22 protein-coding genes and 1 tRNA gene are annotated in these 24,753 nt (G+C 68.9%); 2 read left to right on the top strand and 21 right to left on the bottom strand.

The features are described from left to right. Positions 1-98 precede the first annotated feature (98 nt). Positions 99-824, top strand: a complete 726-nt coding sequence (locus QM624_RS15015; protein ID WP_415093211.1) for an NUDIX hydrolase — start codon at positions 99-101, stop codon at positions 822-824. Between the two features lie 152 nt (positions 825-976). Here the strand turns inward: QM624_RS15015 and QM624_RS15020 are convergent, their stop codons facing one another. The 18 genes from QM624_RS15020 to QM624_RS15105 all read right to left on the bottom strand — a co-directional run bounded on the left by QM624_RS15020 (position 977) and on the right by QM624_RS15105 (position 18,593). Continuing rightward, a complete protein-coding gene (locus tag QM624_RS15020) occupies positions 977-1,810 on the bottom strand; it encodes a Bax inhibitor-1/YccA family membrane protein (RefSeq protein ID WP_415093213.1) in 834 nt (277 codons plus the stop codon). A 165-nt stretch (positions 1,811-1,975) separates the two neighbouring features. Continuing rightward, positions 1,976-2,049, bottom strand: a tRNA-Leu gene (locus tag QM624_RS15025). A 65-nt stretch (positions 2,050-2,114) separates the two neighbouring features. After that, positions 2,115-3,035, bottom strand: coding sequence for an exopolyphosphatase (locus tag QM624_RS15030; protein ID WP_415093215.1), 921 nt, complete (start codon positions 3,033-3,035; stop codon positions 2,115-2,117). Then, complete coding sequence (locus QM624_RS15035) at positions 3,032-3,529, bottom strand: DUF501 domain-containing protein (RefSeq protein ID WP_298129936.1); 498 nt, start codon at positions 3,527-3,529, stop codon at positions 3,032-3,034. The genes QM624_RS15030 and QM624_RS15035 overlap by 4 nt, the downstream gene beginning before the upstream one ends. Before the next feature lie 170 nt (positions 3,530-3,699). Further along, positions 3,700-4,176 carry an FtsB family cell division protein gene (locus tag QM624_RS15040; RefSeq protein WP_415093218.1) on the bottom strand — a complete coding sequence of 159 codons (477 nt, stop codon included), beginning with the start codon at positions 4,174-4,176 and terminating at the stop codon, positions 3,700-3,702. Positions 4,177-4,317: 141 nt separating this feature from the next. Continuing rightward, positions 4,318-5,607 carry a phosphopyruvate hydratase gene (gene eno, locus QM624_RS15045; protein WP_415093220.1) on the bottom strand — a complete coding sequence of 430 codons (1,290 nt, stop codon included), beginning with the start codon at positions 5,605-5,607 and terminating at the stop codon, positions 4,318-4,320. Positions 5,608-5,761: 154 nt separating this feature from the next. Further along, the gene (locus QM624_RS15050; RefSeq protein ID WP_415093222.1) at positions 5,762-6,370 is read right to left on the bottom strand and encodes a MazG family protein; all 609 of its coding nucleotides are present in this window, start codon (positions 6,368-6,370) and stop codon (positions 5,762-5,764) included. Positions 6,371-6,375: 5 nt separating this feature from the next. Beyond that, positions 6,376-6,900: a hypothetical protein gene (locus QM624_RS15055; protein WP_415093224.1), complete on the bottom strand. Its 525-nt coding sequence runs from the start codon at positions 6,898-6,900 to the stop codon at positions 6,376-6,378. A 172-nt stretch (positions 6,901-7,072) separates the two neighbouring features. Beyond that, complete coding sequence (gene mfd / locus QM624_RS15060; protein WP_415093226.1) at positions 7,073-10,651, bottom strand: transcription-repair coupling factor; 3,579 nt, start codon at positions 10,649-10,651, stop codon at positions 7,073-7,075. A 119-nt stretch (positions 10,652-10,770) separates the two neighbouring features. Then, positions 10,771-11,157 carry a hypothetical protein gene (locus QM624_RS15065; protein WP_415093228.1) on the bottom strand — a complete coding sequence of 129 codons (387 nt, stop codon included), beginning with the start codon at positions 11,155-11,157 and terminating at the stop codon, positions 10,771-10,773. Between the two features lie 36 nt (positions 11,158-11,193). After that, positions 11,194-11,793 carry an aminoacyl-tRNA hydrolase gene (gene pth, locus QM624_RS15070; RefSeq protein ID WP_415093230.1) on the bottom strand — a complete coding sequence of 200 codons (600 nt, stop codon included), beginning with the start codon at positions 11,791-11,793 and terminating at the stop codon, positions 11,194-11,196. 9 nt (positions 11,794-11,802) lie between these two features. After that, complete coding sequence (locus QM624_RS15075; RefSeq protein ID WP_415093232.1) at positions 11,803-12,429, bottom strand: 50S ribosomal protein L25/general stress protein Ctc; 627 nt, start codon at positions 12,427-12,429, stop codon at positions 11,803-11,805. Positions 12,430-12,605: 176 nt separating this feature from the next. Next, on the bottom strand, positions 12,606-13,574 hold the full coding sequence (locus QM624_RS15080; RefSeq protein WP_415093234.1) for a family 43 glycosylhydrolase: 969 nt from the start codon (positions 13,572-13,574) through the stop codon (positions 12,606-12,608). A gap of 125 nt (positions 13,575-13,699) precedes the next feature. Beyond that, positions 13,700-14,158, bottom strand: coding sequence for a hypothetical protein (locus QM624_RS15085; protein ID WP_415093236.1), 459 nt, complete (start codon positions 14,156-14,158; stop codon positions 13,700-13,702). A 128-nt stretch (positions 14,159-14,286) separates the two neighbouring features. Continuing rightward, positions 14,287-15,264: a ribose-phosphate diphosphokinase gene (locus QM624_RS15090; protein WP_298129919.1), complete on the bottom strand. Its 978-nt coding sequence runs from the start codon at positions 15,262-15,264 to the stop codon at positions 14,287-14,289. After that, positions 15,261-16,718 (bottom strand): bifunctional UDP-N-acetylglucosamine diphosphorylase/glucosamine-1-phosphate N-acetyltransferase GlmU, encoded by a 1,458-nt coding sequence (glmU, locus tag QM624_RS15095; protein ID WP_415093238.1) that lies wholly within the window; start codon positions 16,716-16,718, stop codon positions 15,261-15,263. Before glmU ends, QM624_RS15090 begins: the two co-directional genes overlap by 4 nt. A gap of 214 nt (positions 16,719-16,932) precedes the next feature. Beyond that, the gene (locus QM624_RS15100) at positions 16,933-18,150 is read right to left on the bottom strand and encodes an MFS transporter (protein ID WP_415093240.1); all 1,218 of its coding nucleotides are present in this window, start codon (positions 18,148-18,150) and stop codon (positions 16,933-16,935) included. A 5-nt stretch (positions 18,151-18,155) separates the two neighbouring features. Beyond that, positions 18,156-18,593 (bottom strand): MarR family winged helix-turn-helix transcriptional regulator, encoded by a 438-nt coding sequence (locus QM624_RS15105; protein WP_415093242.1) that lies wholly within the window; start codon positions 18,591-18,593, stop codon positions 18,156-18,158. Positions 18,594-19,466: 873 nt separating this feature from the next. Here QM624_RS15105 and QM624_RS15110 point away from each other — a divergent pair. Next, on the top strand, positions 19,467-20,795 hold the full coding sequence (locus QM624_RS15110; protein ID WP_415093244.1) for a DUF222 domain-containing protein: 1,329 nt from the start codon (positions 19,467-19,469) through the stop codon (positions 20,793-20,795). Positions 20,796-21,641: 846 nt separating this feature from the next. Here QM624_RS15110 and QM624_RS15115 read toward each other — a convergent pair. The 3 genes from QM624_RS15115 to QM624_RS15125 all read right to left on the bottom strand — a co-directional run. Beyond that, entirely contained in the window at positions 21,642-23,225 is a 1,584-nt protein-coding gene (locus QM624_RS15115; RefSeq protein ID WP_415093246.1) for a hypothetical protein, read from the bottom strand. Beyond that, positions 23,222-23,974 (bottom strand): hypothetical protein, encoded by a 753-nt coding sequence (locus QM624_RS15120; protein WP_415093248.1) that lies wholly within the window; start codon positions 23,972-23,974, stop codon positions 23,222-23,224. The genes QM624_RS15115 and QM624_RS15120 overlap by 4 nt, the downstream gene beginning before the upstream one ends. Positions 23,975-23,988: 14 nt before the next feature. Then, on the bottom strand, positions 23,989-24,753 hold a 765-nt coding region (locus QM624_RS15125; protein ID WP_415093250.1), incomplete at its 5' end, for a hypothetical protein.

Raw genomic sequence — 24,753 nt, forward strand, 5'->3', positions numbered from 1 at the left:
CCCTCCCGTCGACGGGAGGGCTGAACTAGTTAGGGAGGGCCCGGCGGACCTCGGGGAGTCGGTTTGGCGAGCCCAGATGCCTCGGTCATCATGGGCAGATGCGGATCGTCGGTGTGGTCGTGGCAGGAGGGTCGAGTGTCTTCACTCGTCCGCTCGTGCACGGCGCCGATCCGCACCGGCTGGCCTGGGAACTCGGCTACCGGATCGTCCGGCCACTCTCGGCCGCCGGCGTCGGTGACGACCTGACCCTGACCGTGCAGGTGTCGGCGCACGGCCGCCGGGTCGCCGAACGCGGACCCCAGCGACGTCGCGCCCTCGACCCGGGACTGAGCCAGGACGAGATCGGCGAGCCGATCGTGCGGCAACGGCTGGCCGCCTATGCGATCGTGCTCAGTGCCCGCGGCCTGCTGGCGACAGAGTTCTCCGAACGGACGGCCGTGCCGCACTCGTGGGGGCTGCCCGGCGGCGGCATCGACCCCGGCGAGAACCCGAGCCAGACGGTGATCCGTGAGGCCGTCGAAGAGACCGCGCAGCACATCGAGATCTCCCAGCTGCTGGACGTGCAGACCGATCACTGGATCGGACGCTCCCCCAGCGGCATCGTCGAGGACTTCCACGCCGTCCGGATCATCTACGCCGCCACCTGCCCCGACCCGACCGATCCGGTCGTCCAGGACGTCGGCGGCACCACCGCGTCCGCCCGTTGGGTGCCGCTGCAGCAGTGGCACCGGCTGCACTGGGCGGCCGGATCCCGGGCCCTGCTGGAACGGCACCTGACCACGCTGGCGGCGCGGTTCGGCTATCGCCGCCGCAGCGCCGGCTGAGCGCGGACGCCACCGCGTCCGAACCATCGCTCGCCGAACTATCTGGGACTCGCTGAGTCGGCGAGCCCTGAATAGTTCGGCGAGCGCGGGAATCGGACGTCCGAACGCGACAACGCCGCCGGACGAACCGGCGGCGTTGTGCGAGGTCAGCCTCAGTTGGAGCGGAAGTACGACAGCAGCCGCAGCATCTCGATGTAGAGCCAGACCATGGTGACGGTCAGACCGAACGCGCCACGCCACGACTCGGACGCCGGGGCGCCCATCGCGATGCCCTGCTCGATGTAGTCGAAGTCGAGGATCAGGTTGAACACGGCCAGGCCGACACCGATCGCGGAGATCAGCAGCAGGATGGCGAGGTTGCCGCCGGAGAACAGGAAACCCATGCCGAACATCGACAGGACGAAGTTGACCAACAGCAGGCCGGCGTAGGCCAGCGTGCCGATCATCACCATCTTGCGGAACTTGTTGGTGACCTTGATCCGGAAGAACTTGTAGGCGCCCAGCGTCGCAGCGGCGGTGACCAGGGTGGCCATGATCGCGGCCGGGACGATGCCGTTCCATGCGTACTCGTAGACCTTGCTGATCGCACCGATGAAGACACCCTCGATGGCGGCATAGGCGAGCACGGCACCGGGGTTGATCACCCGGCGGGCGGCCACCACCATCACTGTGATGAATCCGACGATCGCGCTGACGATCACCGCCGGGAACAGGAACCGTTCCGGCATGAACATGAAGGTGAGCGCCGCGGTCGCGATGACGGTGCCCATCGTGATCGCCGACTTGGTGATCACATCGTCGATGGTCATCGTCCCCTGGACGCCCGGGACGGGGTCTTGCGGATAGGGCTGGCCGGGGTAGGGCTGGCCCGGCTGCTGATAGCCGAACTGACCCTGCTGCGGCTGACCGTACTGCTGGTACTGATTCGCCTGCTGCTGCGGGGTGAAAGCGTCCGGCCTCGAAAGAACGGGGTTGGAGCTACGCATGTGAGTTTCTTTCTCCTTGTGGATGTACGTCCATAGTAGGCAACGCATCCATCGCCGCGATGCTTCCCTGCCCCGGGAAGTCCCTGATCTGGCCCGGCAATGGGCGGATTCATAGGATTTCCGGACGGCGTTGTCGCAGCGAAACCGGCAGACGGCCCTGACGCGTGCCCCCGGCGGGGTTCGAACCCGCACTGGGGCGGGTTTAAGCCGCCTGCCTCTGCCGATTGGGCTACGGGGGCACGGGCCTGATCGTAGTGCGTGGCGGTACGCCCGGCACCACTGGGCGTCGATCCGGGCCGAGGTGCTACTGCTCCAGCAGGCCGAGCGCGAGGCCGTCCAGGATGTCGGACTCGCTGACGGTCAGGTCGACGCCGACCCGGCGTCCGACCCGGTCGGCAATCAGGGCGCCGGCGCAGATCACGTCCGCCCGCTTGGGGTGCATGGACGGCAGTTCACGCACCTGCGCGACGCTGGAACTGAGCAGCCGCAGGGTCAGTGCCGACAGTTCGTCGCGGGCGATGGTCGAGGCGTGCACCTTCGTCCGGTCGTATTCGGGGAGCCGCTGGTTGACCGCCGACAGCGAGGTGGCGGTGCCACCGACGCCGATCCAGGTGGCGACATCGGCGAACGGAATCCCGGAGCCGTCCAGCAGTGCGTCGATGTAGTCGGACGCCGCGGCGATCTGGTCGCCGGTGGGCGGGTCGCCGGCCAAGAACCGCTCACGCACCCGGACGCTGCCGATGTCGAGGGAGAGTCCGTGCTCGATGCGTGGGGTGGTGCCGCCGCTGCCCAGCACCAGTTCGGTGGAGCCGCCGCCGATGTCCATCACCAGGGCGGGTGTGGCGACGTCGGGCAGCGCCGTGAGTGCGCCGCGGAACGACAGCGCCGCCTCTTCGTCACCGCTGATGATCTCGGCGTCGATGCCCAACCGCTCGCGCGCACCGGCGAAGAACTCGTCACGGTTGGACGCGTCCCGCGCGGCCGAGGTGGCGACCAGCCGGACCCGTTCGGCACCGAAGTCGGCGATCACGCCGGCGTATTCGGCGAAGGCGTCCAGGGTTCGCTGCAACGCATCAGGGTGGAAGCGGCCGGTGGCGTCCACGCCCTGCCCCAGCCGGGTCAGGATGAGCCGCCGCTCCAGGTCGACGAGTCCGCCGTCCGTGCTCGGCTGGGCCACCAGCAGTCGTACCGAGTTGGTGCCGCAATCGATCGCCGCTACCTTCATCGCTCCCCCAGACATTCGCCGAACGGAAATTCTCGCAACAACTCGACGGCTTCGTCGCCGAGCGGATTGACCCCGGGTCCGGCGGCCAGCGCGTGCGCCACCAGGACGTGCAGGCACTTCACCCGGGTCGGCATGCCGCCGGCACTGACCCGGTCGATTTCGGGCACCTCGCCCAACGTGGCACGGTCGGCCAGATACGCCTCATGCGCCGCGGCGTAGCGGGCCGCCAGTTCGTCGTCCTCGGCCAGCCGCTGGGTCATCTCGGCCATCACCCCGCGGGCCTCCAGCGTCGAACAGCCGGCGACCGCCTTCGGGCAGGTCAGGTAGTAGGTGGTCGGGAACGGCGTCCCGTCGGGCAGCCGCGGCGTGGTGACCACCACGCCCGGGCTGCCGTCCGCACATCGCCAGGCGACCCGGACCAGACCACGCGGCGTCCGACCCAGCTGTTCCTCGATCGCCGCGATGTCGGCGGGATCAATCAGGGACGCGGGCATGGCTGTCATTCTGCCCGTTGGCCGGTGGGGCTGTCGAAGTGCGGCCCGCGTCCGACATGGGGCGATGCGCTAGGAGCGGAACGAAAAGAACCGTCCCTCCGTACCGGAATGCACCGAAAGTGGGACGAAAAGAACCGTCCCCGCGTGCCGCGAGCTCGATCGGCGGTGGGTCAGCGGCCGACGCGGCGGGTGGGGTTGTCGGCGGTCTCCACCGAGCCCCAGAGACGGTCGAACCACATCGCCGGGTGCTCACCGGGGGGCAACTCGTTGGTCGAGTCCAGGACGACGCTGCCGAGCGGTTTGCCGTCCGGGCCGATCACCCGGTAGCCGGTCTCGCCGGGCAGCAGCCAGCCCAGCCGTTCGCGGGCCTGCGCCTTGATGTAGGCGGGGTCGTTCCAGCGCTGCACCTCGTCCTCGAGCTGGGCGATGCGGGCGGTGCGCTCCTGGATCTGCTGGTTCGCCTCGGCCAGATCGCGCTGCTGATCGAGGTAGATCCGCAGCGAGTTGGCGTAGGACAGCGCGAGCACGATCAGCACGCTGAGCACGGCCAGGGCCCGTCGGGTGAGGCCGAGCCGGCTGGGCAGCTTCGGCAGCCGCCGCGGCGCCTTGGCGGCGTCGGGTGTGGTGGCGCTCGTCTCGTCGGGCACCGGGGTCGAGCTCGACCGTGCCCCGGACGCGCGCGAGCCGGCCCGGGTGCGCGTGGAGCGCCCCGGGCCGGCTGGCGATGTACGTGCTGGCCGCCGTTCGCGGGCCATCAGACCTGACCTCTCATCAGGTCAAGCGTACGGTCAGTTGGTGCTGAACCTCGGGAAGGCGGCCGCACCGGCGTAGCGTGCCGCGTCTTCGAGGTCTTCCTCGATGCGCAGCAGCTGGTTGTACTTGGCGACCCGCTCGGTACGTGCCGGGGCGCCCGACTTGATCTGGCCACAGCCCAGAGCGACGGCCAGGTCGGCGATCGTGGTGTCCTCGGTCTCGCCGGAACGGTGGCTCATCATCGTGGAGTACTTGGCGTGATGCGCCATGGTGACCGCGTCGATGGTCTCGGTGAGCGAACCGATCTGGTTCACCTTCACCAGCAGCGCGTTGGCGGTGCCGGAGTCGATGCCACGCTTGAGCCGCTCGACGTTGGTGACGAACAGGTCGTCGCCGACCAGCTGCACCTTCTCGCCCAGCTCGTCGGTCATCGCCTTCCAGCCGTCCCAGTCCTCCTCGTTCAGCGGATCCTCGATTGAGACCAGCGGGTAGTTGGCAACCAGGTCGGCGTAGTAGGCGACCATCTCGGCGGACGACTTGGCGGCGCCCTCGAACTGGTAGGTGCCGTCCTCGTTGAAGAACTCGGAAGCAGCCACGTCGAGCGCCAGCGCGACGTCCTTGCCGGGCTCGAAGCCGGCGTTGCCGATCGCCTCGACGATCAGGTCGAGCGCGGCCCGGTTGCTCTCCAGGTTGGGGGCGAAGCCGCCCTCATCGCCCAGGCCGGTGGCCAGGCCCCGGCCCTTCAGCACGGCCTTCAGCGCGTGGTAGACGCCGGCGCCCATCTCGAGCGCCTCGGCGAAGGTCTCGGCGCCGATCGGGGCGATCATGAACTCCTGGATGTCGACGTTGGAGTCGGCGTGCGACCCACCGTTGAGGATGTTCATCATCGGCACCGGCAGCAGGTTGGCGGTCGGGCCACCCAGGTACTTGTACAGCGGCAGGCCGGCCGACTCGGCGGCGGCGTGTGCCACGGCCAGCGAGACGCCGAGAATCGCGTTCGCACCCAGCTTGGACTTGTTGGGGGTGCCGTCGAGCTCGATCATGGCCTGATCGATGGCGCGCTGGGCGTCGGCCTCGAAGACGTTGGTGATCTCGGCGGAGAGCTGCTGCTGCACGTTCTCCACGGCCTTCAGCACGCCCTTGCCGCCGTAGCGGCCCTTGTCGCCGTCACGCAGTTCGGCGGCCTCGAAAGCGCCGGTGGAGGCGCCGGAGGGGACCGCGGCGCGACCCTGGGAGCCGTCGTCGAGGATGACCTCAACCTCGATGGTGGGGTTGCCGCGCGAATCGAGAATTTCGCGGGCGTCGACGAATTCGATGCTTGCCACGATGCAGTGCCTTTCGGGTGGTGGAAACGTCGTTCCTCACCCTAGCGGTCAACGCCCCGCAACGGACCGGGGATGACGAGGAACGAACCACCGATCTCCCACCGAAACCAATCGGCATTCGCAAGGTCGCACCGGGGAGTCGGAGCGGTCGCCGTCAGCCCTTCGATTCGGCCTGGACGACGCGGCGTTCCAGGTCGCGGACGGCGGCCCGGGTGAGCTGTTCGGCGTCCAAGCCCTCGGCGTGCGCCTCGGCGACCAGGGCGAGCATCCGCTGCCCGAGATCGTCACCGCCCGAGGTCGGCGCGACATCAAGACCGTGCCGCTCGCTGCGGGCGATCACCTTGGCGGCCCGGGTCAGTGCGGACATCCGCCCAGGAATGCCGTCCAGCGCCGAGGTGCGGCCCTTCTCGGCCCGCTTCCGCTGCTCCCAGGTCGACAGCATGTCGTCGGGCAACGGTTCGGACGCGAATACGTGCGGATGCCGCGCCACCAGCTTGTCCGCGATCCCACGGGCCACATCGTCGATGTCGAAACGGCCCTGTTGTGCGGCGATCTCGGCGTGGAAGGCGACCTGCAGCAACAGGTCACCGAGCTCCTCGACCAGGGCGGCGTCCGAACCGTCCTCGACGGCCTCGACCACTTCGAGGGTCTCCTCCACCAGGTACGGCATCAGCGACTCGTGGGTCTGCTCGGCGTCCCACGGGCACTTCTGGCGCAAGGTGTGCATCACCTCGATGAGGCGTTCCACCTCGGAGTGCGGCATGGTGCTCAGGGCGCCGGGGTGCTGGGCGCCGTCCAGGGCACGGAGAGCTGACCGCCGGTCTGGTCGACCGTGACCGTCTGGGCCGACCAGGCACCGAAGCGCGGGTTGACCTGCACATTGGTCTCGGCGACCTTTGCCACGAAGGGCGCCTCGCCCACCTTGTTGATCACCAGCGTGGCGTCGATCAGGTCGTTGACGAAGTCCGCCGCCTGCGGCACCTTCGCGTACTGCTCGAGGCTCTGGTTGGTGCTCATCAGCGCGGTGCGCGGCTCACCGGTGAGCTGGATGCCCTGCTCGGCGGCGATCGTCCGCGCCACCTCGCCACGGATCGCCCAGGTCAGCACGATGGCGTGCGGCTCGGCCAACTGGCCCGGGCTGCTGCCGATCGCTGCCACCGCACTCTCGATGCGAGAGCTCGGAATGTCTACCCCGTTGACCGTGGCGGCCACGTTGGCCCCCGGGATCGAACACCCTGACAACACCAGCAGGCCGGCCACGACCAGGGCCAGCACCCAACGCACGCTCTTCATTCACCCTCCAGAGTCCCCAGCGATCCTAACCGCTCGGCACCGTGAGGGCTGACGGACGGCCAGACCCGACCATCTCAGCGCGGCGCCCGAGATCCCGGGTCGACGACAAGCCACGTCATCCCGAGATCCCGGCGTTCGCCGGGAATGACGAGATGGGATGACGAGGCGGTGGTCAGAAGATGTCGTTCAGGACGGTGGTGGCCCATTCGAGCAGGGGCAGGTCGACGATCGGCTGACCGGCGATGGGCCGGGTCATCGGACGTGGGATCAGCACGTGCCCGGCGGCCTTGCGGATCTGCGAGCCGGGATAGAGCCGGTTCAGCCGCAGTTGCTTCGAGTCGGGCAGATCGGCCGGAGAGAACCGGACGGCGGTGCCGGCCATGATGATCTCGGTGATCCCCTTGGACTTGGCCAGCAGCCGGAACCGGGCGACGGCCAGCAGCGCCTCCGCCGATTCCGGCAACGGGCCGTAGCGGTCGACCAGTTCGTCGCGCACCTCGGCGATGCCGGCCTCGTCGTTGACCAGCGCCAGCCGCTTGTACATCTCCAGCCGCAGCCGTTCCGATTCGACGTAGTCGACCGGCAGATGCGCCTCGACCGGCAGCTCGATCTTCATCTCGGGTTCGGGCTCGGCCTGCTCGCCGCGGAAGTCGGCGACCGCCTCGCCGACCAGCCGGATGTACAGGTCGAAGCCGACTTCGGCGATGTGCCCAGACTGTTCCCCGCCGAGCAGGTTGCCGGCCCCGCGGATCTCCAGGTCCTTCATCGCGATCGCCATGCCGGCGCCCAGGTCGGTGTGCGCGGCCATGGTCGCCAGCCGGTCGTGCGCGGTTTCGGTGAGCGGCTTCTCCGGCGGGTACAGGAAGTAGGCGTAGCCCCGTTCGCGGCTGCGGCCCACCCGTCCGCGCAGCTGGTGCAGCTGGGACAGGCCGAGCAGGTCGGCGCGTTCGATCAGCAGCGTGTTGGCGCTGGAGATGTCCAGGCCGGCCTCGACGATCGTGGTGCAGACCAGCACGTCGGCGCGGCGCTCCCAGAAGTCGACCATCACCTGTTCCAGGGCGTGCTCGTTCATCTGGCCGTGCGCCACCGCGACGCGGGCCTCGGGCACCGCCTCGGCGATCCGTTTCGCGGTCTTCTCGATCGAGTTGACCCGGTTGTGGATGTAGAACACCTGACCTTCGCGGGCCAGTTCGCGGCGGATCGCGGCCCGCACCTGCGCCTCGTCCCAGGGACCGGCGAAGGTGAGCACCGGGTGGCGTTCCTCGGGCGGGGTGGCGATGACGCTCATCTCGCGGATGCCGGTGATCGCCATCTCCAGGGTGCGCGGGATCGGGGTGGCGCTCATCGACAACACGTCGACGTTCAACCGCAGCTTCTTCAGCGCCTCCTTGTGCTCGACGCCGAAACGCTGCTCCTCGTCGACGACCACCAGGCCGAGATCCTTGAACTGGACGCTGTTGGCGAACAGGCCGTGGGTGCCGACCACCACGTCGACGCTGCCGTCGGCCAGGCCGGCGATCACCTTCTTCCGCTCGGCATCGGTGGAGAACCGGCTGAGCGCGGCCACGGTGACCGGGAAGCCGGCGTAGCGGTCGGCAAAGGTGGCGTGGTGCTGCTGCACCAGCAGCGTGGTGGGCACCAGGACGGCGACCTGTTTGCCGTCCATCACCGCCTTGAATGCGGCCCGGACGGCGATCTCGGTCTTGCCGTAGCCGACGTCGCCACAGATCAGCCGGTCCATCGGAACGAGCTGCTCCATGTCGGCCTTGACCTCGGTGATCGCCGCCAGTTGGTCGGGAGTCTCGACGTAGCTGAAGGCGTCCTCGAGTTCGCGCTGCCAGACCGTGTCGGGGCCGAAGGCGTGCCCCTTGGACGCCTGCCGCGCGGCGTAGAGCTTGATCAGTTCGGCGGCGATCTCGCGAACGGCCTTGCGGGCGCGGGATTTGCGCTTCGACCAGTCGGAGCCGCCCATCTTGTCCAGGGTCGGGTTCTCACCGCCGATGTAGCGGGTGATCAGGTGCAGTTGGTCCATCGGGACGAACAGCCGGTCGCCGGGCTGGCCACGCTTGGACGGCGCATACTCGAGCACCAGGTACTCCCGGGTCGCGCCCTGCACGGTGCGCTGCACCATCTCGACGTAGCGTCCGACGCCGTGGGTCTCATGCACCACCGGGTCGCCGGCGGTCAGCTCCAACGGGTCGATGGTGTTCTTGCGCCGCGCCGGCATCCGGCGGGCCGATTTGTCGACTTCGCGCTGGCCGGCCAGGTCGGCCGCGGTGAACACCGCGAGTTCGACGCCGGGCAGGGTGAAGCCGTGCCGCAGTTCGGCGACCACCACAGTGGCCACACCGGGCTCGGGCGGGGTCGCCAGGTCCACCGAACCACGGGCGGGGACACCGGCCTCGGTCAGCACCTCGCCCATCCGGGTCGCCAGGCCGGGGCTGTCGGCGACCAGCAGCACCCGGTCGCCGGCGTTCACCCGGGCTCGGACGGCGGCCAGGCCGGCTTCGGCGTCGCCGCGGAACACCTCGCCCTCGCGGGCCTCGATGGTGCGGGACTCGACGCCGGCCAGGTCGGCCTCGCCGACGCTCAGCTCGATCGGCTCGTCCCAGTCGTCGAGCGGGGCGACCACCGGGTCGGGTGCGGCGGCCCAGGGTGACAGCGACCACCACAGCTGGCCCCGGTCGAAGGCGCGGCTCCGGACGTCGGCCAGTTCGCGGTAGGCGCCGGCGGCCAGGTCGATCGGCGCCTTCCCACCGGACGCCGCGGCGGCCCAGGACGCCTGCAGGAACTCCTGGCTTGTGGTGACCAGTTCCCGGGAGCGGGCCCGGACCCGGTCGGGGTCGGAGACCAGCACGACGGTGTCGGCGGGCAGCACGTCGATCAGCAGTTCGAGGCCGTCCACCAGTGCCGGGGAGAGTGCTTCCATGCCGTCCACGGCGTGGCCCTGGGCGATCTTGTCGAGCATCTCGGACAGGTTGCCCTCGATGCTGCTGGTCCGGTCGGCGAGTTCGGCGGCCCGGGCCTTCACGGCGTCGGTGATCAACAACTCGCGGCAGGGTGACGCGACCACCTCGGCGAGCGGATCGCCGAAGGACCGCTGGTCGGCGACGGCGAAGGTGCGGATCTCGTCCACCTCGTCGCCGAAGAAGTCCACCCGGACGGGGTGCTCCTCGGTGGGCGGGAAGACGTCCAGGATTCCGCCGCGGACGGCGAACTCGCCGCGCCGCTCGACCAGGTCGACCCTGATGTAGGCGGCGTTGACCAGGGCCCGGGCGACGTCGCTGAGGTCGTGGCCCTCCCCCGTGCGCAGGCTCACCGGCAGCAGCTCACCCAGGCCGCGCACCTGGGGCTGCAGCACCGAGCGCACCGGTGCTACGACCACCCGCGGCGCGGGCAGCTCGTCGTTGCCGGCCAGCCGGCGCAGCACTTCGAGCCGGCGTCCGACGGTGTCCGAGCGGGGGCTCAGCCGCTCATGCGGCAGTGTCTCCCAGGCCGGGTAGTAGGCGACGGCCTCGTCACCGAGCAGCGACTGCAGCGAGCTGGTCGCGGCCTCCGCCTCACGGTAGGTCGAGGTGATCAGCAGGCTGGTGCGGCCCGTCCCGGCGCTCAGTGCGGCGACGAGTGCCGGGCGCAGCGCTTCGGGCGCGGTCAGATCGAGGGCCCGCGGACGCCCCAGACGCGCGTCCGCAACGGCACGAGCGATGGTGGGGTCGGAGGCGACGAGTTCAACCAGTCCCGACAAAGTCACCGGGACACATTAGTCCCTCGGATCAACGACACCCCACGCGAGAGAAGCGCTGATCAACCAGGTCCCGGCTGCGGGCGCACCGGCGGACGATCTGCGACCCCAACTCGTGCACGTATGAACTAACGCTGGTTGCGCAGCACATTGGTCAGGGCACCGGCGCCGACGAAGGTCAGGAAGAAGCCGAGGAACGCCGCCGCGGTGCGCACGAAGCCGTGGGTGGACGGCATCTCACCGAGCATGCCACTGGCGGCTTGGACGTGGAGAATCACCGCCGGAATACCCCAGATCAGCAGCCCCACGCCCACCACCAGGGTCAGGACGGCCGCGATGATGCGGCCCGGCGTGCGGACGGCAGCCACAGGCGGCGGCGGTCCCACCCAGTCCGACTGAGTCCGTGCCGGAGTCCAGCCGGTCGGCGATCCCGCCTGCAGCACAGGGTCGGCGGGCGCATCGGCTTCCGGCGGGCGGTCGGTCACCGGATCGTTCGCGGCTGACTCCTGTGTCATGCGGCCAGCGTAATCATCAGCCGGCTGAGCGCAGGGTCAGCTGTTGAAGGAGTTCTGTGCCGCTTCCAAGCCGCTGTTGATGAGGGTCTCGACTGCGTCTGCGGATCGATCGACTTCCAAGGCCAACTCCTCCCGCAGCGAGGCGGGGAAGGGCGACAGCACGAAGTCGGACGGCGCCTGGCGGCCGGGCGGGCGTCCGATACCGAACCGGACGCGGAGGAAATCACCGGTGCCCAATGACGACCGGATGGATTTGAGGCCGTTGTGCCCGTTGTCTCCGCCGCCGCGCTTGAGCCGAAGGCGTCCGAAATCGAGGTCGAGTTCGTCGTGGACGGCGATCACTTCGGCGGGTTTGATCCCGTAGTAGGCGCAGGCCTTGGCGACGGCGGCGCCGGAGTCGTTCATGTAGGTGCGCGGCTTCAGCAGGACGACCCGCTGGGCGTCGGCGCCGACGGCACCCATGCCGAGGGAGGTGATCCGGGTCTCGCAGATGTCACCGCGCATGCCACGCGGAGCGGTGAAACCGGCCCCAGCTCGGCGGGCGAGCTCATCGGCCACCATGAAACCGACGTTGTGTCGGTGAGACGCGTAGGTCGGGCCCGGATTCCCGAGCCCGACCAGCAGCCAAACAGGCATTCGTGCGTGTTACTCGGCCTCGGCCGCAGCCTCCACGGGCTCAGCCTCCGCCTCGTCGCCGGAGCCGGCCAGCTCGGCGTCCAGCTGCTCCTGGGTCTTCGCGGCGGTGATGCTCAGGATCAGGTCGTCCGGCTCACCGGGGAACACCGCGCCCTCGGGCAGGTTCAGGTCCTTGGCGGCGATCGAATCGCCGATCTCCAGGTTCGTCACGTCGATCTCAACGGACGCCGGAATGTGGGTGGCTTCGGCCTCCAGCACGATGGTCTGCTGGTCCATCACGACGATGCGGTCGGCCCGCTCGTCGGCGCCCAGCACCACCAGCGGCACCTCGACGGAGACCTTCTCGCCGCGCTTCACGATCAGCAGGTCGACGTGCTCGATGGTGCCCTTGACCGGGTTCCGCTGCACCTGCTTCGGCAGCGCCAGCTGCGCGGCGGCGCCGTCGACGCTGATCGACAGCAGGGCGTTCGCGACGCGCAGCGCCAGCAGGGTCTCGTGACCCGGCAGCGACACGTGCACCGGGTCAGCGCCGTGACCGTAGAGCACCGCCGGAACCAGGCCGGCGCGACGCGTCCGACGGGCAGCGCCCTTACCGAATTCGGTCCGTGCGACCGCGGGAATCTTCACTTCAGCCATGGATGGCTTCTCCTCATACCTCGTCTTGCAACTCGAATCTCGGACGAGGGAGGGCGCGCGCATCGCGCACACACCTTGTCGATCACGGGCCCTGGGCCCCTCGCCGAGGCAACCTGACTAGCTTATCGCGCCCTGCCGGACGCGACGAAATCGGCGCCGATCGCGGACGCCGGCGCTCAGCTCGCGACGTCCAGCTCGTCGGTGAACACCAGTCGACCGTCTTCGATGGCCACCGGACGCGGGTCGGTGATTCCGCCCAGGAAGTGGCCGTCGGGAGCGTCGTAGCGGAAGGCCAGGAAGACCCACTGGCCGGCGCGGTCGGTCAGGATGCGGCCCACATACTGGCTGCGGTCGGTGACCATCTGCGCGCCGGCGATGTCATAGGGACCGAGTGCCGAGTCGGCGCGGGCCAGCCAGACACCTCCGGAGGCACCCGACGCCCGACGGTCAGCCGACAGTTCGGTGTCCAGGCAGTTGAACAGCAGGTAATGGCCGCCGTCCAGCTCGACGGTCTGACACACCTCCAGCTGCCCGAAACCCTGACCAGGCTCGGTCAGTGGTGGTTGCAGCGTCCAGTTGACCAGGTCGGGCGAGGTGGCGTGGGCCACGATGCCGCGGTCGTCGACGGGTCCGTGATTGGCCCGCGCGGTGACCAGCATCTGCCAGCCGTCGCCGTCCGGGTCGGGGAAGACCCAGGGGTCGCGGAAGGCCTCGTCACCCCACTGCTGGTCGTCGGTCAGCGGCTCGTACCAGCGGGGGTCCCCCTTGAGCACCGGCACGGACGCCTTCGTCCATTCGTACAGGTCGTCGGAGGTGGCGTAGGTGATCGTCTGGACGTTGCGCCCACCCGGTGCGGCGGTGACCGCGGTGTAGAACATGTACCAGCGGCCGTCGGGACCCTTGGTCACCGAGCCCGTCCAGGTGGCCATGTCGTCGATCGCGGGTGCATCGGAGCGCACCAGCGCGTCGGTGACCCGCGTCCAGTTGGTCAGATCGGTGGAGACGGCGTGACCGATCGAGGCACGGAAGTGCCGGGCGTCGGGATCCTTGAGCGCGCGCGAGGCGTACAGGAAGAACATGTGGAACCGGTCGCCATCGTCCACGATCCAGAAATCCCACACCCACGCCTCGGGTAGGTCGAACATCGGGGCCAGCCTCTCCATTACGTGAAGACGTCACTACGACCGCAAGACGGGCTGCCCGCGCATCTCGCTAAACGCTTTCAGCCGCGCTCAAACCTAACATCGGCCCTGCGGGCGAGCAACCCGGATCAGCGGGTCCGACCTGCGTGGACAGCCTGCTGCGCGGCGGCCTCGGCCCACCACAGTTCCAGCCGGCGCCGATGGGCAGCGGCACGCCACCAATGCCGCGACGCCGTGGCACGCAACACCACCGTCCGGTCCCCGTACGCACAGGTCACCACGTACAGCCGGAGCCGTCCGAGCTTGCGCGCGGCCACTCCGAAACCCTCGATCCGGTGAGTCCACAGGAAGGATCCCACCGAGGCCCCGACACCGTCGGAATCGGCCCGCACCCAGAGCCAGGGCAGCGCGAGCGTCAGCGAGGCCGCGAAGCCGACCAGGCAGACCAGCCCGCGGACGAACAGCAACGGATGCTCGTCTACACGCACATTGGGTGTGGTGAGCAGCGCGAGCAGCAACGCCGCGCACCAGAGCATGGCCGGCACCGCGATCGGGTTGACGATCGTCAGGCGGGGCGGACGGCGCATGCCGTCATGGTGCCCGCGGCCGGGTCCATCACTGATGGAGCTTGTCCCTCCGCTGATTGAGCTTGTCGAAATCGAGGATCTCGACAAGCTCGACCGACGGTAGTGTCAGCGAACCTCGACCGACGCGGTTACTCGACCCCGTCGAACAGCGAGGTCACCGAACCGTCGACGAAGACCTCTTGGATGGCCTTGGCCAGCAGGGGCGCGATGGACAGCACGGTCAGCTTCGGAATGTGCAGGTCGTCGCGGATCGGCAGCGTGTTGGTGACGATGACCTCTTCGAAAGCGGACGCGTTGAGCCGCTTCGCCGCCGGACCGGACAGGATCGGGTGGGTGGCTGCGGCGATCACCTGCGCGGCACCGTGCTCGCGCAGTGCGGCAGCGGCCTGGCAGATGGTGCCGGCAGTGTCGATCATGTCGTCGACCAGCAGGCAGACCCGGCCCTTCACGTCACCGACCACCTCGCCGACGGCCACCTCGTTGGCCTTGTTCGGGTCGCGCCGCTTGTGGATGATCGCCAGCGGCAGACCGAGCCGGTCGGACCAGTTGTCGGCGAGCTTGACCCGTCCGGCGTCCGGCGACACCACTGTCATGTTGTCCAGCGGGTAGTTCGCCGCCACGTAGTCGGCGAGCACCGGAATGCTGAACAGGTGGTCGACCGGGCCGTCGAAGAAGCCCTGGATCTGCGAGGCGTGCAGATCGACGCTCATCAGCCGGTTGGCACCGGCCGTCTTGTACAGATCGGCGATCAGCCGGGCCGAGATCGGCTCACGACCGGCGTGCTTCTTGTCCTGACGTCCGTAGGGGTAGAACGGCGAGACCACGGTGATCCGCTTGGCCGACGCGCGCTTGAGCGCGTCGATCATGATCAGCTGCTCCATCAGCCATTCGTTGACCGGCGCCGGGTGGCTCTGGATGACGAAGGCGTCCGCGCCGCGCACCGACTCTTCGAAGCGCACGTAGATCTCGGAGTTGGCGTAGGTGACCTGCCGGGTGGGCACCAGTTCGACGCCGAGCAGTTCCGCGACCTCTTCGGCGAGCTCTGGATAGGCCCGTCCGGTGCAGAGCATCAAGTGCTTCTCGGTGGGTCGCTTGATGCCGCTCACTGATCGCGCTCCTGACCGGCTGCCTGCTCCAGGGCCGCTTCGGCTGCGGCCGCCGTCCGGGTTCCTGGTCGTTTTCGGGCCACCCAGCCTCTGATGTTGCGTTGCTGACCGCGGGCGACGGCGAGCTCGCCGGGGCCAACCGCGGAGGTGATCGTCGAGCCGGCGGCGACATAGACACCGTCGGCGATCTCGACCGGGGCGACCAGCACCGAGTCGCTACCCACGAACGAGCCCTTGCCCACGGTGGTGTGCGATTTATGCACCCCGTCGTAGTTGGCGAAGATGGTGCCGGCACCGATATTGGCACCCTCACCCACGGTGGCGTCACCGCAGTAGGTCAGGTGCGGCACCTTGGCGCCGTCGCCGATCTCAGCGTTCTTGGTCTCGACGAAGGCGCCGATCTTGCCCTTGACACCCAGTTGCGTTCCGGGGCGCAGGTAGGAGAACGGACCCACCTCGGCACTCTCGCCGATCACCGCCAACGTCGCGTGGGTGCGGACGACGTGCGCGCCCGCACCGACCTCGACATCGATCAGGGTGGTGTCGGGGCCGATCACCGCGCCGGTGGCCACCGAGGTGGCACCCTCCAGCGAGGTGCCGGGCAGCAGCGTGACGTCGGCGGCCAGGTCGACCGAATCGTGCACCCAGGTGGTTGCCGGGTCGAGCACGGTGACGCCCTCGGTCATCCAGCGCCGCAGGATCCGCCGGTTGAGTTCGGCGCTCAGCGTGGCCAGTTGGACGCGGTCGTTGACCCCCTCGGCCTGCAGGGAATCGGTGAGCACGGTGCCGCCGACCCGGCCCGCGCGATTGCGGGCGAACGCGATCACGTCGGTGAGGTACAGCTCGCCCTGGGCGTTGTCGGTGCTCAGCGCGGCGATGCCGGCGCGCAGGGTCTCGGCGTCGAAGACGTAGATTCCCGCGTTGATCTCGGTGATCTGCCGCTCGTCGTCGGACGCGTCGCGCTGTTCGACGATCCGGGCGACCTCGCCGGCCTCACGGACGATGCGGCCGTAGCCGGTCGGATCGTCGACGATCGTGGTCAGCAGGGTCACCGTGTTGCCCTCGGCACGATGCGCCTGGATCAGCTCGCGCAGCGTGTCGCCGGTCAGCAGAGGAACATCGCCGCTGGTCACCACCACTTCGCCGGTCAGCTCACCCAGTGCGGCGAGCCCGGAACGGACGGCGTCACCGGTGCCGCGAGGCTGCTCCTGGACGGCGGTGACCACCTGCGGGGCGATCTCGTCCAGATGCGCCTGCACCTGCTCGCGTTGATGGCCGATCACCACCACCAGGTGCTCCGGCTCTAGCGCACTGGCCGCCTCGACGGCGTAGCTGAGCATCGAACGGCCGGCGAGCGGGTGCAACACCTTCGCGGTGGCCGACTTCATCCGGGTACCCGCACCGGCCGCCATGATGACGACGGCGGCGACGCGCCCCTGGTCGGTAGTGGACACGAATTCTCCAAGAGGTCGATGGGCCACGCGGGCTACGGCTCGAGGTTCGCTCGAACCGTGAGGTCTGACGTCAGCCTAATGGACGTCACGGACACTGCTGGCAAGCCGACGATGCCCCGTCCCCGCGCTCGCCGAACTATTGAGGGCTCGCCGAGTTCAGCGAGCCCCAAGTAGTCCGGCGAGCGGAAGGTGGTGGGAGGGTCGGGACGGCGGCTCAGGAGTCGCCGTAGGACAGCGCCTCAGCTTCGGTGACGGAGTTCACCGGCTCGGCGCCATGGTCGGGTTCGGCGTCGACGGCGAGCAGTCGCTCGCGGGCCAGGGTCAGCACCCCGATCGCGGCGGCCACCGCCACCGCACCGACCCAGAACGGCAGGTGCAGCGAGAATTCGCCGAGCACGCCGGCCAGCCAGGGCGCGACAGCGCCGCCGGTGAATCGGACGAAGCTGTAGGCGGCGGACGCGGTGCTGCGCTCGGCGTCCGAGACCTTCATCACAGCCTCGGTGATCAGGGTGTTGTTGACACCGAGGAACAGACCGGCGATGACCACGCCGGTGGCCAGCACGGCTTTGTTCTCGGTGAACAGCGCCATCATGGCCAGCACCAGCGCGAAGCCGGTCAGCGCCGCGACGATGCCGCCGAAGGTACCGATCCGACGCTGCACCCAGGGCGCCAGGAACACCGAGGACAGTGCGAGCAGGATGCCCCAGCCGAAGAAGATCAGGCCGATCTCCAGCGCACCCATGGCCAGCGGGAACGGCGTGAAGGCCAGCAGGGTGAAGAAGCCGAAGTTGTACAGCAGTGCCGTCATGCCGACGGTCAGCAGGCCGCGGTCACGCAGTGCTCGCAGCGGGGCACCCAGCGAGGTTCCCGCTCCCTCGTTCGGACGGTCGGCCGGCAGGCTGACCAGCGTGGCGACCAGGGCCACAGCCATCAGCACCGCGACGCCGAAGAACGGCAGCCGCCACGACATGCTGCCCAGCCAGCCGCCGAGCAGCGGACCGGCGGCGATACCCACACCCAGGGCGGCTTCGTAGAGGATGATCGCCTGACCCACCGATCCGGTGGCGGCGCGCACGATCGTGGCCAGCGCGGTGGCGATGAACAGCGCGTTCCCGAGGCCCCACAGGGCACGGAATGCGACGATGCCGGCCACGCCGTCCTGCATGCCGGCGGCAGCGGAACCGATGATGATCAGCGCCAGGCCGGCGAGCAGTGTCCATTTGGCGCCGATCCGGCTGCTCACCCAGCCGGTGCCGAGCATCGCTATGCCCATCACGGCCATGTAACTGGTGAACAGCAACGACACCTCGGACGGGCCGGCACCGAGCTCATCGGCGATCGGCTTCAGGATGGGATCGACCAGGCCGATCCCCATGAACGAGATGACACATGCGAAGGCGACGGACCAGACGGTCCGCGATTGACGCAACATCGGCGTCATTCCTCTCCGGCCACGCGACGGGTGGCCTGCAGCAATTGTTCGAGTAATTGAGTGGTCTCACGGATGCGCTGGACGGGCAGATCAGCTTCGTCCAGGAGGCGGCCGACGGCCCGTCCGCGAGCACGTCGCGCCTTGAGAAGGGCTGATCGGCCGGCGTCGGTGACGCTCACCAGGGTGGCCCTGGCATCGGCCGGGTCGGCGATTCGCTCGACCCAGCCGAGCTCTTCCAGACGACTCGCCTGCCGCGTGACCGCGGGCTGACTCGTCTGATCGGCGTGGGCCAGGTCGCCGATGCGAATGGGTCCCCGCTCTTCCACGATGGCCAGCAGACGCAGCACCCCTGAAGGGACGTCCAGGCCTGCCTGCGTACTGGCCCAGCGCGAGAGAGCACCAGCCAGCCGCAACAGGTCATCGGCAGCCGACGAATCATCCATGCCTTAGTTATATACCTATGGCATATATTTTGGCAACGCGTGGTTCCTCGGTTCACGCTCTCGGCGCGGTGGTTGCGTCGTGTGCCATGGCGACCGTTGGCGAACCTTGCCGAGACCCCGCTCGCGGACCGCGCGTGGCAGCCAGGCCCGAGGCGCCGCCCTCGGTCGGGCGCCCGCCATCCCGGCGGACGCCGGACGCTGGTGTGGGACGCGGGGACAGTTCTTTTCGTCCCACTGTTGGGACGCGGGGGACGGTTCATTTCGTGCCGTGTGGGACGCGGGGACGGTTCTTTTCGTCCCACTATTGGGACGCGGGGGACGGTTCTTTTCGTGCCGTGTGGGACGCGGGGACGGTTCTTTTCGTCCCACTGTGAACAGCTCGTGCTGGTGGCCGAACCCACGTGCACGTCCGTCATCCCGGCGGACGCCGGGATCTCAGCGACAGACGGCGGTGGCGGCAGGGATCTCGACATCGGTGACTGCTGGCGGGAAACACGTTTCGGCTTCGTGTTATGACCCGAAACCGGGAAGGCTCTCCCGAAATCAGTGAGCGATCTCGACATCGCTGCACCCCGATTCCCGCGCTACTCCGACCATTCGGTGTGTCCCCGTCGGTCGAGCTTGTCGAGACCCTGTCCGGTAGCGCTCTCGAATGACCCGGGCGGCATGGAGGTGTTGTCACAGTGTTGTCAGAACCCATTCGGGTGTTGTCAGTTTCAGAATCGTCGCCCGATACGAACCTGACCGACTAAAAGTGTCAGACCCGACCCCTATCGTGGTCTTCATGAATCGGATCACTGGTGTGGCTACGGGATTTATCCCTGACCGGTCGGTGAAAGATTTCTGTCAGTGGCGACGTTTAAGGTCAACGGTATGAGCATCGATGTAGAACTGGGGACGACGGTGGCGGATTTCGCCACCGTGGTAGCCGGCCTGCTCGATGATCTCGACTACGACCAGGTGGCACTACTGGCGGATCGGAAGCAGCTGGACCTGGTTGCTGACCTGCTCACGGTGCAGTCACGGTTGTCCGGTGTGGTGCACACCGTGCTCGGCCAGGTCGATCGTGCGGAGTCTGCGATGACCGCGCATGGCGTCCCGACGGTGTCGTGGTTGGCGTCGGAGTTGCGTTACACCCGGGGGCAGGCCGCTGCGATGCTGCACCACGCTCATGATTTGCACCGGTTCGGCCAGATCGGTGACGCGTTGCGCGACGGTGTCGCGAACGACCGGCAAGCGGCGGCGGTGACCCAGGTGTTGAAGAAGCTCCCCACCGACCTGGGTGTCGAAGCCGAAGCCAAAGCACAGGCCACGATGGTCGGCCATTGTCAGGAGTTCAACAGCCACGAACTTGCTGGCCTGTCGCGGTACCTGTTGGAGGTTGTCGCACCCGAGGTTGCCGAAGAAGCCGAAGCGAAACGACAAGAACGTGAACTACGCGACGCACAGCAGGCTCGACATCTGAACTTTGCCGACGACGGGCACGGTTCCACCAGCATCAAAGGCTCCCTCCCCACCGCCGATGCAGCGTTGATCAAGGCCCAGATTGAAGCGCTCGCGCAGCAGATGCACCGCACCGCCCTAGAGCTACGCGATTCGGGTGTGCCGCAGCCGTCGTGGCCGCAACGTCGTGCTGACGCCCTGGTGGAGTTGGCCCGCCGGGTCGCGATCCAGCAAGCAGCACCCAAACATGGTGGTGGCCGTCCCCATGTGGTGGTGTTGATCGACTACGAGGATCTGCTCAGCGACTGCCGAGGCGCAGGCTTGGCTAACGGCACCATGCTGACTGCCGGCCAGCTACGCCAGTACGCCTGTGACGCCGGGATCCTGCCCATCATCCTCGGCGGCCCCTCCGGGGTGCTGGACGTCGGAAGAGAACAGCGGCTCGTCACTCCTGATATTCGCCATGCTCTCCATGTGCGGGACAAGGGTTGTGTGTTTCCTGGTTGTGACCGGCCGGCTGCTGATTGTGACGCGCACCACATCCAGCCGTGGGCTCAGGGTGGTGAAACAGCGTTGTCGAATCTGTGTTTGTTGTGTAAACATCACCACAATCTGTTGGAACCTGATACGAAACGGGCATCGGAGTTGCAATGGCAGATCCGTATCTCGGCCGATGGGATTGCGGAGGTGATTCCGCCCCGGTTCGTGGATAAACATCGACGGCCACGATGTCATCAACGATTCCGACCACCCGGATAGGGCGAAGAATCGTGGAGTGCGTGCAGGCTGAACTTGGGGCGAGAAATGTGCGCATGTGTGGGATGGGTCTCGACAAGCTCGACCAACGGTGGCGAGTCAGGGTTTCGACAAGCTCGACCAACGGTGGGTCTGTCATCCCGGCGGACGCCGGGATCTCTCCGTCCGAGTGTTTCGGGCTGCGGAGATCCCGGATCAAGTCCGGGATGACGAAAGGGGACCGATTCAACTGGCGGCAGCCGGCAGATTGTCGCTGCGGTCAACGAGTTCCGAGGGGTTGAACCTTCCGAAAGGCCGCCGGACTCACGACAGGAGCAAGATGGATCAAAGCGGATCGGGTGATGGCGCGAGACGGTCCGGTTGTCCGCCGTGGAGTCGGCTTCGCGCATGCGCTCCCCGGGTAGGAGTCGAACCTACTTCGCTAATCCTGATTCAAAGTCTCCACCGGGTTGCCGTTCTCGTCCGTTCCTGACCGCTCCCACCGCTCAGCGGACCTAGTTCCGCCCGATCTCGTCCGCTCTCATCCGGCCCCGTCCTCTGCCTTTTGTGACCAGCTTGTGACCAGCCCGCCGTGGGCGTCTCGGGTCGGGCGGATATCATGGCTCTTAGTCGGGCCGGCCAGTGCCCGACTCAGAGCATGGCATGGCAGGGCATGGCCCCGGGAGATTCCCGGGGCGCCCAATCCGAATCCCGAAGGGAACAAGCCATGTCCACTCTCAACACCGCGAGCAGGTCGGCCTACGCCGCCCAGCAGGCCGTGCCGCCACAACCTCCCACCCGTGAGCAACTGTTTCAGGAGAGGCTGCTCAGGAGTGACTGCGAGCTACAGACCAAGCTCTTGAAGATGCGTTACGGAGAGTTTCCGTGGTTCCGCGACCTCATCGTCCGGGAGGTGTTCGGTGACGACGAGAGCATGCTCCGCAACTCCTGACGCGGACCTCCTGGCAGAACGATCGCCCCGCCGCCGGGCATGCCGGGCGGCATCTCGCCGGCGGCCTGCCGCAGGGCGACGCGGAGCGGCAGCTTGGGCCGGCCGCCCGTGAACGTGCGAGTGATCGGACCAGGCCGCAGGCGAGACGGGTTGCTGATCCGCCCGGTACCCGCCACGTCCGGCCGCTCGGCCAGGTCGGCGACGACCATTCCCACGGCCGTCACGATGTCGTCATGGGCGCCGGGCGGGTTGGCGAGCTTGACCGTCCCGGGCCCGGTCTCAACCAGGCGCGTTGCCACGAACTCCGCCCGCGTCTCGGTCTCGTCCGGCAGGCTCAGCGAGCGGTCGCGCAGCGCGCCCCACAGCGCCCGCGCGAGCCGGTTGGTGCCGGCCGTGCTGAAAACGAACTCCGTAACCGACACTCCGGCCCGGGCCAGGTTGGCGGTCAACTGCTCGGCTTGCATGCGGTCGAACCTCAGCCGAGCGTGATACTCGCGGCACAGCCGCAGCGCGGCGGCCTCCACCTCGGCCAGATCGACCCGTCCGCCCTCGCCGGCCTCAGGCCGCCAATAGAGAACGCGGTCGATCACGACGACGCGGCCCGCCTCGGTGCGCTCCCGATGGCCCACCGCTAGGGCGGTCAGGTCTCGGCGGGTGCCGACGTCCAAGGCCGCCACGTAGTCGTGTCCACGCTGAGGGGCCAGGGTGGCAGAGCCCGCCCGGACGCAGGCCGCGACGTCCTCGGGGGTCGTCAAGCTGTCGTCGCCCTCGGCCCACTCGCACAGGATCAGCCGGCGCCACTCGCTCGGGGTGAGGCTGTCCCTGGTGGCCTCCACGTCCTCGGTGGTCCACCAGGGCGACGGGCCGGGAGTCCGGCTAGTCCGCCAGTGCGGCGACTTCTCCGCCTCGGCCCAGACCTCGGCACCCAGGCCCGACGGGCTGCCCGCGGTGCCGATCACCAGCAGGCGGGCGCCGGGCACCTTCGGCACTGCGGACACGATGGCCGACCAGAGGCGGCGATGGTTCGTCGTGGCCGGCCAGGCGCCCAACTCGTCCACCACGGTCAGCCACGGCCGCAGGCCGAACGCGCTCGCGCCGTCGGACGCCTCCACGGCCAGCGAGGCGCCCGAGGCCCGGACCGTGACCGTCCGGGCGCCCAACTCGACCGCACCCGCCAGGCCCGGCGTCCGGGTGACCAGGCCGGCCAGGGCGTCGGCGAACACGGCCGCTTGGTCGGCGTCGGCGGCGTAGACGTGACAGCGTGCCCGAGGCGGCGCCTCGGTCAACAGCAGGGCCAGGGTGAGGGCCGCGACGTCGGTCGTCTTGCTCATGCCGCGCCCGCGGAGCGTGAAATGTCGCCGTGGCGCGCCCGGGGCCGGGCCGAGCACCGCGGCGACGTCCGCACGCTGCCACGGGTAGGCCGCTTCACCCCAGCGCCGGCCGTCCTCCAGCACCATGCCACCGAGGATCGCGAGCGGGTCGAGTCGCCGGGTCGTCGTCATGCCTCGCCCTCCGCCAGGTTGTCGGCCTGCACTGCCTGGCCCGGCGGTTTGGCGTGGCCCGGCTGAGCCTGCGCCCACTCGGCCAGGTAGGCCGCGCGCTCGGCGGCCAGCACCTCGCCGGCCAGGTCGTCCACGCCGAGTAAGACGGTCGGGGCCGGGTCGAGCTGAGGTGGCGACCCGACGGGCACCACCTGCCCGGCGAGGGCCTGACGGCCTCGCTCGGCCAAGGCGTCCAGGTCCACGGTCAGGGCGACCGCGGCGGCCCGGTCACGCGCCAACTGGGCCTCACTGCGTGGGTCGAGCCCGAGTGTGCGCCGGGACTCGGCCGCCAAGCGCTCGAACTGCCTCAGGGCGTCCAGGCTGCCCGTCCGTGGCTTGGCCGTGTCCGGATCGACCGGGCCGACCTCGGCCAGGTGGCGACGCAACAACGCGGCCTGTGCCTCGGACGTCGCCCAGGCGGCGACCGCCTCGGGGAACGCCGCCAGGTCGGGACGCTCGGCGCTCAGACCTGCGGCGAGAATCTGGGCCAGTTCCCCATAGACGCGCGGACTCCGGGCGCCATGCACGATCGGCGCCGGAGCCAGGCGATGTGACGCGGGGATGCCCGAGGCGTCGCCCTTGCCCGGGCCACCGGCACGGATACCCGAGGCCGGAGTGTTGACCGGTCGGCGGCGCGGTGGTGGCTCGCCCAGCTTGCGGGCCTCGTCCTCGGCGAGCAGCCGAGCACGTCGGCGTGGTCGTCCTGCCATCGTGACCCCTCCCCTCAGCCGCGCCGCGCCGGGGCGGCGCCGTTGACCCGGACGTGATCCCAGGGCGCCGCGTTCGGCCGCACCAGGCGTCCGGAGCGTCGGGCACGCAGCACCCGGCCGGCCCAGGACGTCAGGCCGATCAGTTCGTCATCGGGGCCGTGCTCGATCCGCCGCAGCTCGTCCTCGCGGCCAGCGGTGCGCAGGTGCTCACGTAGTGCCCGCTCCATCGCGGCCGGCCCGACTGCGCCCGTGTGGTCCACCGCGTCCGCACAGTGCGGACAGAGCCATCCGCGGATCGGCTCGGGTGAGGCGGGCGCGCCCAGAACCGAGGGCGTCGCCGCGATCGTCTTTCGCCAGGCAGCCGACCGGGCCAGGTCAGCGCCGCCCATCGCGACGACCTGCGCCGCGGGCACGATGACCGCCGCGATGCCGCACAGCAGGCAGCCCCTCAGGCCGGCGTCCGGCGTGGACGGCACGGACAGCCGCAGATCGGCCGCAGTGACCCGCGCAACTCGCTCGGCCAGGTAGCGGGCGTGGGCCTCGCGCGCCGTCGTGCGCTCGGCGTCCCTAACGTGCGCCCACGGTCGCGCCGCACAGGTTCCGGGCCGAGCCTCGGGCGTCGGCATGGGCTGATACTGGGCCAGCCAGCGGGCCGCGACCCCTGCGGCGGCGAGGTGGCGGCCGAGAGCGCGAAGGGTGGCGGGGTCGCCCAGCTCGGCGGGGTCGAGCTGGACACCGAGCACAGCCAGGGCGACCAGTGCGGAGCGGACCAGGTGGCG

It is taken from the genome of Micropruina sp., assembly GCF_047606365.1.
In the GTDB taxonomy this organism is placed as follows: domain Bacteria; phylum Actinomycetota; class Actinomycetes; order Propionibacteriales; family Propionibacteriaceae; genus Micropruina.